The 10605-nt window shown below is 41.0% G+C and carries 12 protein-coding genes and 1 other RNA gene; 5 read left to right on the top strand and 8 right to left on the bottom strand.

All coding sequences use genetic code 11. From position 1 onward, the window contains the following. Window positions 1-17: 17 nt before the first annotated feature. The 3 genes from CDG76_RS18085 (at window position 18) to pstS (ending at window position 3493) form a co-directional block, all read left to right on the top strand. Window positions 18-758: a cytochrome c biogenesis protein CcdA gene (locus CDG76_RS18085; RefSeq protein ID WP_094350342.1), complete on the top strand. Its 741-nt coding sequence runs from the start codon at window positions 18-20 to the stop codon at window positions 756-758. Window positions 759-788: 30 nt separating this feature from the next. Next, entirely contained in the window at window positions 789-2186 is a 1398-nt protein-coding gene (locus tag CDG76_RS18080) for a cytochrome c biogenesis protein (RefSeq protein WP_094350341.1), read from the top strand. 227 nt (window positions 2187-2413) lie between these two features. After that, a complete protein-coding gene (gene pstS / locus CDG76_RS18075) occupies window positions 2414-3493 on the top strand; it encodes a phosphate ABC transporter substrate-binding protein PstS (protein ID WP_190240888.1) in 1080 nt (359 codons plus the stop codon). A gap of 37 nt (window positions 3494-3530) precedes the next feature. Here pstS and queF read toward each other — a convergent pair whose 3' ends face one another. From queF to CDG76_RS18050, 5 genes are all read right to left on the bottom strand, one after another. Next, entirely contained in the window at window positions 3531-3944 is a 414-nt protein-coding gene (gene queF / locus CDG76_RS18070) for a preQ(1) synthase (RefSeq protein ID WP_094350339.1), read from the bottom strand. A gap of 205 nt (window positions 3945-4149) precedes the next feature. Next, on the bottom strand, window positions 4150-4551 hold the full coding sequence (locus CDG76_RS18065) for a hypothetical protein (RefSeq protein ID WP_094350338.1): 402 nt from the start codon (window positions 4549-4551) through the stop codon (window positions 4150-4152). 156 nt (window positions 4552-4707) lie between these two features. After that, the gene (locus CDG76_RS18060; protein WP_094350337.1) at window positions 4708-5094 is read right to left on the bottom strand and encodes a phasin family protein; all 387 of its coding nucleotides are present in this window, start codon (window positions 5092-5094) and stop codon (window positions 4708-4710) included. A gap of 25 nt (window positions 5095-5119) precedes the next feature. Further along, window positions 5120-5216, bottom strand: an RNA gene (gene ffs / locus CDG76_RS18055) — signal recognition particle sRNA small type. Window positions 5217-5253: 37 nt separating this feature from the next. Beyond that, complete coding sequence (locus tag CDG76_RS18050) at window positions 5254-5520, bottom strand: YciI family protein (protein ID WP_094350336.1); 267 nt, start codon at window positions 5518-5520, stop codon at window positions 5254-5256. A gap of 113 nt (window positions 5521-5633) precedes the next feature. Here CDG76_RS18050 and CDG76_RS18045 point away from each other — a divergent pair, with 113 nt between their 5' ends. Together CDG76_RS18045 and CDG76_RS18040 are read left to right on the top strand one after the other, a co-directional pair. After that, window positions 5634-6185: a 2'-5' RNA ligase family protein gene (locus CDG76_RS18045; RefSeq protein WP_094350335.1), complete on the top strand. Its 552-nt coding sequence runs from the start codon at window positions 5634-5636 to the stop codon at window positions 6183-6185. Window positions 6186-6451: 266 nt separating this feature from the next. Beyond that, the gene (locus tag CDG76_RS18040) at window positions 6452-7282 is read left to right on the top strand and encodes a peptidoglycan-binding domain-containing protein (protein WP_094350334.1); all 831 of its coding nucleotides are present in this window, start codon (window positions 6452-6454) and stop codon (window positions 7280-7282) included. Between the two features lie 293 nt (window positions 7283-7575). On the opposite strand, the gene cobO is transcribed toward CDG76_RS18040, so the two are convergent. The 3 genes from cobO to CDG76_RS18025 all read right to left on the bottom strand — a co-directional run bounded on the left by cobO (window position 7576) and on the right by CDG76_RS18025 (window position 10457). Continuing rightward, window positions 7576-8253 (bottom strand): cob(I)yrinic acid a,c-diamide adenosyltransferase, encoded by a 678-nt coding sequence (gene cobO, locus CDG76_RS18035; RefSeq protein WP_094350333.1) that lies wholly within the window; start codon window positions 8251-8253, stop codon window positions 7576-7578. A gap of 341 nt (window positions 8254-8594) precedes the next feature. Then, a complete protein-coding gene (locus CDG76_RS18030) occupies window positions 8595-9050 on the bottom strand; it encodes a GFA family protein (RefSeq protein WP_094350332.1) in 456 nt (151 codons plus the stop codon). 138 nt (window positions 9051-9188) lie between these two features. Next, on the bottom strand, window positions 9189-10457 hold the full coding sequence (locus tag CDG76_RS18025) for a plasmid pRiA4b ORF-3 family protein (protein WP_094350331.1): 1269 nt from the start codon (window positions 10455-10457) through the stop codon (window positions 9189-9191). Window positions 10458-10605: the final 148 nt, after the last annotated feature.

Genomic DNA, 10605 nt, shown 5'->3' with positions numbered 1-10605 from the left:
CCGCTCAGAGACTCCCCATGTTTGATAACCTGCAAACCCAAATTTACCAACTAGAACAATTTGCCAATAGCCTCGTTTCTAACCAACTGACACATCTTAGCGTAGTAAGCGTTGGTATTATCTTTGCCGCTGGCTTGCTCACCAGTCTCACCCCCTGTATGCTTTCGATGCTGCCAATTACCATTGGTTACATCGGTGGTTATGAAGCTAAAAGTCGCTTGCAAGCTGCTGCCCAATCAACTTGGTTTGCTTTAGGTTTAGCAACTACATTGGCGGGGATGGGTATTATAGCAGGTTTAGTTGGAAAAGTCTACGGTCAAGTGGGAATTGGTTTGCCGATTATCGTCAGCATTATCGCTATTCTCATGGGGCTGAACTTATTAGAAGCACTGCCTATACAATTTCCATCCTTGAATGAAACGAATTGGATTTCGCCAGATTTGCCAACAGGATTGCGTTCCTATTTGCTGGGGCTGACTTTCGGCTTAGTCGCATCCCCTTGTAGCACACCTGTTTTAGCGAGTTTGTTAAGTTGGATTGCTAGTACACAAGACTTAATTTTAGGTGCTGTTTTGCTACTTTCTTATACAGCCGGTTATGTAGCACCATTGATTTTGGCGGGTACTTTTACAGCTTCAATTAAAAAATTACTAGAATTGCGTCGCTGGTCTGGTTGGATTAACCCAGTTAGCGGGGCGCTATTGGTAGGATTCGGTGTATTTTCCTTAATTTCTCGAATTCCCCTCGGCAGTCTTTAATATCAATAACTTTGTTAGCTTTTACACATAATGACTTTAGAAGATTCAGCTGCAAAAGAATTAAAATGGTGGGCGATACCTGGGCAGTTCTTACGCCAAGAGCTTTTGCCTATACTGACTAACTTACGACTAGCGATCGCACTACTGCTATTGATTGCAATTTTTAGCTCTACTGGTACTGTCATTGAGCAAGGTCAGTCACCCGCATTTTACCAAGCCAACTACCCAGAACATCCAGCTTTATTTGGTTTCTTAACTTGGAAAGTAATTCAAGTAGTTGGATTAGACCACGTATATCGTACCTGGTGGTTTCTGGCATTACTGATCTTATTTGGCACTAGTTTAACTGCTTGTTCATTTACCCGTCAGTTACCAGCCTTAAAAGCCGCCCAACGCTGGAAATATTACGAAGAGCCACGGCAATTTCAAAAATTAGCTTTAAGTGCAGAACTAGATACTGGTTCCCTAGATTCTTTAAACCAGATATTACAGAAACACCGCTATAAAATTTTTCAAGATCAAGAAAAAGAAAATCTCCTTTACGCCCGCAAAGGAATAGTCGGACGCATCGGCCCAATTATCGTTCATATTGGCATTGTCGGTATTCTACTAGGGGGAATTTGGGGAGCGATGACTGGGTTTCTCGCTCAGGAAATGGTTGCCAGTGGCGATACATTTCAAGTGACAAATATTGTCGATGCTGGGCCTTTAGCCGCAAAAATCTCGAAAGATTGGTCTGTGCGAGTCAATCGTTTTTGGATTGATTACACTCCATCTGGCGGCATCGATCAATTTTATTCAGATATGTCTGTCTTGAATAATCAGGGAAAGGAAATTGACCACAAGAAGATTTTTGTCAACGAGCCTCTGCGCTATCATGGCATAACTTTCTATCAAACTGATTGGGGAATTGCAGGTGTTCGCGTCCAATTTAACAACAGCCCAATTTTTCAGCTGCCGATGGCGCAATTGAACACCAACGGTAACGGGCGCATTTGGGGAACCTGGGTTCCGACTAAACCGGATTTGAGTGAGGGTGTCTCCCTGTTAGCCAAAGACTTGCAAGGGATGGTATTAATTTATGATGCCACTGGCAAACTTGTTGATACAGTCCGCGCGGGGATGTTCACCGAAGTTAATGGCGTGAAGCTGAAAATTTTGGATGTTATTGGTAGCACTGGCTTACAAATTAAAGCCGATCCAGGTATACCAATTGTTTACACAGGGTTTGGTTTGCTCATGCTGGGTGTGGTGATGAGTTACTTTTCCCACTCGCAAATCTGGGCATTGCAAAAAGGCGATCGCCTCTATGTGGGTGGCAAAACTAATCGTGCCCAAGTTGCTTTTGAACAAGAGGTTTTAGAGATTTTAGATCGGCTGAGTTCACAGCCACAAGGTGAAGAGAAAGAGACGGCGATTGAAGTTTAAACGCAGAGGGGCGCATTCGCATTAGCGAAGCGGTAGCGACGTTAGGAGCGTCAGCGTCTCGCAGAGAAGGAAATCGCAGAGGTACGCAGAGGATTACTTTGCGTACCTTTGCGTTAACCTCCGCGTCCCTCTGCGTTTCAAAGTTATTTACAATTAATTACGCCCACACGCCTACAAATTAGGAAATTACTAGAGGTATTTATTAAACATTGGAACAAAAAATTTCTATGTCTGCTAAACTTCAATCTCAGGGACGGGTTTGCCTTCTACCTTTAATCGCTATCTTGTTGAGTATTGCTTCTTGCACTGCCGAGCAGACAAACATAAAGCGTGTTTCCCTTGTTGGTACTGGGGCAAGTTTTCCCGCACCTTTGTATGAACGTTGGCTTTCAGATTACAACCAGCAAAATCCCAATATAGAAATTAACTATCAAGCTATAGGAAGCAGTGCTGGAGTGCAACAACTCATCGACGGTACTGTAGATTTTGCAGCTAGTGATGTGGGAATTACAAGAGAACAAGCAGCCAAAATAAAACGGGGAGTCATTGCTTTGCCAATAACTGCCGGTTCTATTGTGCTGGCTTATAACCTCACACCAGTTTCACAGCAATCGCCTCAAGTGAATGTGCCACCTGCTCTCAGGCTACCACGCCAAGTTTACGTAGATATCTTTCTCGGAAAAATTACGAATTGGAATCATCCTAAAATAGCCGCAGCTAATCCAGGTGTAAATTTGCCCGATTTACCAATTCAAGTTGTACACCGAACTGATGGTAGTGGAACTACAAGCGTGTTCACGCAACACCTAAGCTCCATAAGTCCAGAATGGAAAAACAAAATTGGGGCTGGTAAATCGATAGCATGGCAAGTGGGAGTTGGTGGAAAGGGTAACGAAGGTGTTACCGCCCTGATTCAACAGATACCAGGAGCTATTGGCTATGTAGAATACATTTACGCCAAACAAAATAAGCTTCCTGTGGCTGCTTTAGAAAATAAATCTGGTAATTATATTACGCCGACACCAGAATCTGTAGCACAAACTTTAGAAGCAGTGAAATTACCAGGTGATAACTTGATTGCTTTTATCACCGATCCTACAGGTGCCCAGTCTTATCCCATCGTCACTTACAGCTGGCTTTTAACTTATCGCCAATATCCAAACCGAGTCAAAGCTCAAGCACTGAAAAACTTTGTGAATTGGGCTGTGATTGACGGGCAAAAATCCAGTTTGGAACTTGGATATATTCCTTTATCAAAAAGAGTTGTGCTTCAAGTGCAATCTGCCGTGCAGAAAATTGCTGAATGAAGCCGATTAATCCCATCTGCACTTATCAGCAATGATGTTACTTTTGGTGACGCACTTCAACTACAGTATGTACATTACCGCGAGGCGTGAAATCTGCTTTCACCGTGACTTCCAACGGATCGCAAGCAGCCACAAAATCATCTAAAATTTGATTGGCAGATTCTTCGTGGGAAATGTAGCGATCGCGGTAACTATTAATATAAAGTTTGAGCGCCTTCAATTCCACTACCCGTTCATCAGGCACATAGCTAACATAAATTGTTGCAAAGTCAGGATAGCCGGAAAACGGACATTTACAAGTAAATTCCGGCAAAGTAATGTTAATGTCATATCGCCTCCCCACACGCGGATTCGGAAAGGTAATTAATTTACCTTCTGCAATGTCGCGTTCGCCATACTTCATTTCTTGGTTTGACTGGGATGCACTTTCAGGTAATTTATCAGTTGTCATTTCTTATTTGTCACTTGTCACTTGTCACTTGTACTGAGCGTAGCCGAAGTATTTGTCACTTGTACTGAGTTTCGACTGCGCTCAACTACCGCGAAGTCGTTGGCGTAGCCTCTCGTAGAGAAGTATTTGTCATTAGTTATTCTACTTATCTTTACGTCCTTTTAGTAATTTTGTAGCTTGTTAACTCCTAACTCCTAACTCCCACTCAATACTCTTCCTTCTCCCAGTCTGGACAATTTTCATCTTCACAACCGTGGGGATGCATAGCACAAACTAATAAATTACCACCATAAACTTGACCGTGGTAATGACTACAACCAATACAGGCAGGATTTTTTTCAGATGTAGGTTCAACTGAATAAGGAAAACCCGGATCGACATCTGCTACAATGTCTTCCAGTTCCCAGTAAGCTTCTAACATCGGTTCAGCCAAATCCTGTAGATACTGATCGACTTCCGTAACAATATTATTGTGTACTTGCTCGCTGACTTCTTCCGTTAGCTCAAAAAATGCGTCTACTACTTCACTCATTCCCAGGAAGAAGCGCTCTACTTCATCAGCCACTGTTTCGACGATTTCTACTAAATCTTTTTGCCACTGTTCCATAAACTTGACACCTTTGCAGGCTATAAACAGGACGCTTTGTGTTATCTGGCTTGAAGCACTAAAATACACACTAGGCAATGTATCTTATCAAGTTTTTATCCAAAGTGTCATGTCAAAATGCCACTTTTTCCTGATATGTCGATCAAACAATGCTTTTTATCTATCGCGTTGCAATCGTTTTAACTCGTCTTGCAGCTTTAGCACTTCATCGCGCAATTTATCTACATTCTCATCATTTGACGCCTCTTTGACCGTTGGCTCTTCATCATCCTCTAAAATTTCAATGCGGCGAGGTTGAGAAGGGGGCGTTTCTGGTGAGGTTTCAACAGATGGTTGGGCTTGTTGGGCTTGCTTCATCATATCTTCAACGAAGCGGCGGGCTTCTTCTGTGTTCATTTCGCCCTTTGCCACCATTTCATCTGCCAGTTTTTGGACTTGCGATCGCACTTCGGCTAATTTTCCCCCTGCTTTCTCACCCGCGTAAGAAGCTAACCCAACACCGAGGTAAAAAGCTTTTTGAACAATATCTCCAAAACCAGGCATGGTTGCTAACGGCTCCTAAAAATAGGGCGACCCGGAGACTACGCCTACCACAAGCCTCCCGTGTTGCTGCTACCTTCCGGTTCTGACAAGATTTGGGTGTTGCGATCGCATAGATCCAGGTCTTCAATAACCATAACATGAAAAGTCAGTAAGTGTGTGTCATTCCATAACAATTCGCCATTCATAAAGCTGATAGTTGACGCAGCCGTGTTTTACCAAGGGATCATCAGCTACAATCGTTTCTGCTTCCTCCTTTGAGGCAGCCTCAAATAGTAACATTCCGCCTCTTTGTTCTACCCAATAGCCTGTTCGCGCTTTGTGTCCTTTAGTAATTAATTCCCGAATGTAGGCTTTGTGAGCAGGTACATATTGGTCAAAGGTAGGTTTATCAACTTTCCCCTCTTCAATTTTTACAAACCACGGCATTGGCTTCTTAACTCCAGTTACAACAACATCCTGCTTTAGTTATGACTATTTTTGAGTACCATTTGAGTAGCAATATACACGAACTATAGTGATTTACTAATTAATATAGATATATGAGTCGTTTTTTTGTCGCCCTCATACCACCGCAAGATATTCAAGACTACGCCAACGAGATTAAGCAGTATTTTGCCGATCGGTATACTAGTAGCGGAGCGCTAAAGTCTCCGCCTCATATTACCGTGCAACCGCCCTTTGAATGGGCAGATGATAACTTGCCAGTGTTAGAAGCATCCTTGAAGGAGTTTGCCAGTGAACAACAGCAAGTAGCAATTACACTAAAAGGGTTTAATGCCTTTGCACCTCGTGTCATATACATTAATGTCGTCAGAAGTCAAGAGCTTTTAACTTTGCAAGCTGATTTAATGGCTTATACAGAAAGCAACTTGAGAATTGTTGACAAGGTTTCTAAAACCCGCCCTTTTGCACCCCATTTAACGGTTGCATTTCGGGATTTAACAAAGCAGAATTTTAAAGCTGCTTGGCCAGAATTTGAAAATCGTCAGTTGCATTTTGAGTTTACTGCTGACAAATTAACCTTGCTGCTTCACGACGGGAAGCGCTGGAATATTAAACGGGAGTTTGCTTTTTTCTCTGGTAGTAATTGAGCGATGTTTTTGCGATGGTCGCTGGCGCTGTTTGATATTGGAGCTACCTTGACGATAATATCCAATATTATATTTACCTGAACCCTTTTGTAAAATTGTCTGCGCACATCTGTGTGTCCCTAACACGTAGTATCATTAATAGTTGAGAATAAGCGATCGCATCTCTTTCTTTTTGACTCTCTGTAGTCGCATACATCGAACGTCTCAAAGAGTTGCAGCTTGTCGTCACACATCGCTTAAGCTTCGGAACGCCTTGCAAATAAGAAATGTTAGATTTATTTATTTCTACTTACCTAATTTTTGTAAAACAAGATACATTAAATGGTAGTCTAATCGCAAAGGAACCAAAAAGTATGGCCGTTAGTAGCCCTGAAGCGATCCGTCATATATTGATCGGATTGGGATATTTAGCTCCTGAGATTGATCCTAAGCCGGATCTCACTAAATTTGCTCCCTGGAAGCGGAATAACAACTCTTTGACAGATGATCCTACTGAAGAAGCTATTAAAAAGTTTCAGAAACAGTACTCACAAAAACTTGTGGTTAATGGTAATGCTGATGCAGAGACTCGAACTGTCATGGAAGATACAGTGAAAGGGCTTCAGAATAGATTGAAGTTTCACGGTTTTGCAACCAATGCCGAAATTCCAAAAGACTTGCCTTTTTATGGGCCAGCTACTTATACAGCAGTCAAGAAATTTCAGAAATCTCAGGGTTTAACTGAAAATGGGATTGCTACTATTGAACAGCGGCAAATTCTACAGCAACCAAGTCTCACAGATAAACCGCAGACTCCTCCTCAGTCACAACTAAAGCTGATAGATTTGTGCTTTCAATTCAAAAAAAATCCTCAAAATCCTTCTTACATTGCAGCGTTAAATAACTTACAACAAAATCTACCCAAGGACGTTTTACACAAAGTTACTAACAAATGGAGGGGGACAAACGATCAAAATCCTGAGATTGTGAAGCTGACGAATCTTTTTACTTATTATGATGACAATAATGCAAACCATCGTGATGCACTAAATCACTTACAAAGTCAGATTACCCCAGCCATCTCTCAAGCATTTTTAAGCCTTTGGAATAAGAAGTAACAAATGGAACTTACAGCAGAATTCAGAATTCAGAATTCAGAACTAAAACTTTGTCTCTCATAATTAGTTATGCTAACCACAGTCATTACACCCCACCCCCAACCCCTCCCCGCTTGCGGGGAGGGGAGACAAAGCGTAGCTTTGGCGGGGTGGGGTTCTTTGGGTTTAATAAGCAATCAAGCGGACATGATATGACATACGAGAATTAAAAACCACGTTTCTGATCTCTGCTGAGTCGGAAACCTGGTTTTTTAACAATTCTGAGTTCTGAGTTCTGAGTTGTGAATTCTGATTTAATATTCAATTCCCGGTTGTGCTTTCACACCTTGATCGCGGAAAGGGTGCTTAACTAGAGTCATTTCAGTTACTAAGTCAGCACGCTCAATTAAAGCAGGTGGTGCGCCTCTACCTGTGAGAATAACGTGTTTGTTAGCGGGTTTTTGTGCCAAACCGGCTAAAACGTCTTCTACTGGTAAGTAAGCCATTTTGAGGGCGATATTGATTTCGTCTAACAACACTAGATGAAAGTCTGGGTTGCGGATGTATTCTAATGATTTCTCCCATGCGGCGCTAGCTTTGTCAAGATCGCGATCGCGATCTTGAGTCTCCCAGGTAAAGCCTTCGCCCATTGCGTGAAATTCTATCTGGTCTTCCCAATAACTAAAAACTCTTTTTTCGGAAGGTTCCCAGCTACCTTTGATGAATTGAACGATCGCTACTTTATACCCATGACCGAGCGATCGCAACACCATCCCCAAAGCCGCAGTGGTTTTACCCTTACCGTTACCAGTATTTACAATAATTAACCCTTTTTCTGGTACAGCTTCTGCTATGCGCTTGTCTTGCACTTCTTTGCGTCGCTGCATCTTTTTGCGGTACTGTTCATCAGTCAGAGATGAAGACATTACCTCATCAATCAAGCGTCCAATTTCTTGGTCTGGTTTCAATTCTTGCGGTGTATCGTTTTTCATCAAGCTTGTCTAGAAATAACTGTTAAAAGTGTTGAAAATGAACCAAAATCGCCTTACTTATCCAATTTCACTTACATTACTTGATTGAAAATATCCAGTAAGTTTTCATGTGAAATATTAATAGTGTGTTAGCTTTATTAATGATTCTCAGACAAGTGGAACTATATATGATACACAAGCTGAACTTATAATTTGAGTTTACTATTACTGTTTTAAATAATTTAATATGTTTATTAAAGCACTTTACCACTAAAAATTTATTATTATCTCCTTTAATACAGTCATGAGTTCGATAATTTAAGTGTTAGGTGTATGATGTCTAAATATCAGGAGTTATGCATTTATGGATGTTGTTGTTTCCATTTTTCCCATAAAGCCTGCGTATCCTCTGGTTGCCCATCATAGTTGAGCAATTGGTCTGAAATTATCACCCATGATTGGGCACTGCGTGTCCAAATGTTACCCACTGGGCGTAACCAACTTGTATCATCTAAGGTTCCAGCTTTGACATTGATAGTATTTGAATTGTAAGTCCTTTCATGGAACAATCGCGTTCCGCAGTCGCCACAGAACAGGTTATTTACTTCACGCCCGCTATCATTTTTTCGAGTCCAAGCTTTCGGTTTTCCCTGAACAATCACAACAGCGTCTCTTAATACTGTAAGAGACATACCAAAGGCACTAGACGATTGTTTCTGACACTCCTTGCAGTGGCATAGATAAAGTGTTAACGGTTGGGCATTAATTTCATAACGAATCTGTCCACATTGACAACCTCCAGTATATGGAATATTCACAGATTTTATCTCCTAACAATTTGTATTGTTTTATTGTAACTAAAACTATCTCAATCTTAAAGCTGGTTTTAATATACACAAACAGAAGACATGAGAATACGAGAAACTTTTGATTATCTACACTTCCCTAAATCTCCCTCATCCCTCATCTTCATCCGATTCATCATCCTCACTCCAATACTGTTGAGGTGCATTTCCGTGAACTTCTAAAATCTTCGGTTTTTTGATTTTGTTATCAGGTGGATTAATTGCTTCTAACTGCAAATCAAATTTCCAGTTGTCACCAAAATCATAAAGATAGGTCATTTTACCACCCGGTTCTAGAGATAAATCACCAATCTGCACTTGGTCGGCAAATGGGGGAGTTTCCATGTAGGCATGACCGATTTTTATGATGCGACCAAAATGGTCTTTATAACTAAACTCGTACAGGTGATCGTAATCAAAGTCAAAAGCATCGAGAATTATCTCTGCTAGCCAGCTTAATGGTTTTTTTGCTGGTATGGCAATGCGTCGCCAAGCCTTAAAAAGGGATACTTTAAAAATATAAATACCATCAGTGAAGCCTTGCTTGGGAACAAGTAAATTATGCTCCCATTCTGGAAAAAATGGTTGGAAATGTGACTGCAATTTTCCAAAAGTCACATTCACATCATCCTGTAATTCTCCTCGTATACCCAGTGGAAAAAGTAATTGCAACAGAGCATCACCAAAGGGCAAGCGTTGTAAACCAGTAATGCGCCACCCCTTACCTTCTTGTGGTTTACCATGTTTGATAGATAACAATCCAAATAACTCTAACAGTGCAACATTATGCAGTCCGGGGTAATAACTAATATTGTTTTGATCTTCATATTTAGGAAATTTTAAACCTTTATCTGGGACGCGGGGCCAAAGTTGAATACATCTAAATAAGTTCCCTAATGAATCTTGATGTTCGCCCAAAACTTCGTTATTTCCCCAAATCAACCAAGCTTCTAATAAGTTGAAATAGCGTTCTGTTAGATTGAGGCTTAACCATGATTGCAAAGTTGCTGCATCTAAAACTAAAACCTGCTTCTTCCCTTGGGATTTAATTTGGGCTATTCCAGAACTGCGTAATAACAGATATAGTCCATTAATGTAGGGGTATGATTTCTGTACAGGGCGTTTGAGTTTGGTTTCAATTGGGTGACTTAACCGAGAATTAACTTCTGATAGGACTTTTAGCGGTAGAAGGTTATTAATACTACTAACTTCCACTCCGTTTGGTTGTAAGAAATCTATCAGGGTTTGAAAGTCATGCAAAATCGTACCGGGTTGATTTTCCTCAATAGTGAGTTCTTGGAGGAGTTGTTGTTGTGACTCTGCAAGAGTTGGCAATTCAGGATTGAGTGTGCGTTCTAGTCGCGCAAATAAATCTTCCATAAATAAAAATTCTAAATTCTAAATTCACAATTTAACCTTCTGTTTAACCTGTTTTCTTTATACTATGACTACAGAAGTTCTCCTGATAAACATTGACCTGCCAAGTGTCACAACAGGACTATAGGAATCCGGTTTGAATTTTGAAAAC

It is taken from the genome of Nostoc sp. 'Peltigera membranacea cyanobiont' 210A (genome assembly GCF_002246015.1).
GTDB lineage: Bacteria > Cyanobacteriota > Cyanobacteriia > Cyanobacteriales > Nostocaceae > Nostoc.
Note: the sequence above shows the minus strand (reverse complement) of the source record. Positions and strands in the feature narration are given on the sequence as shown.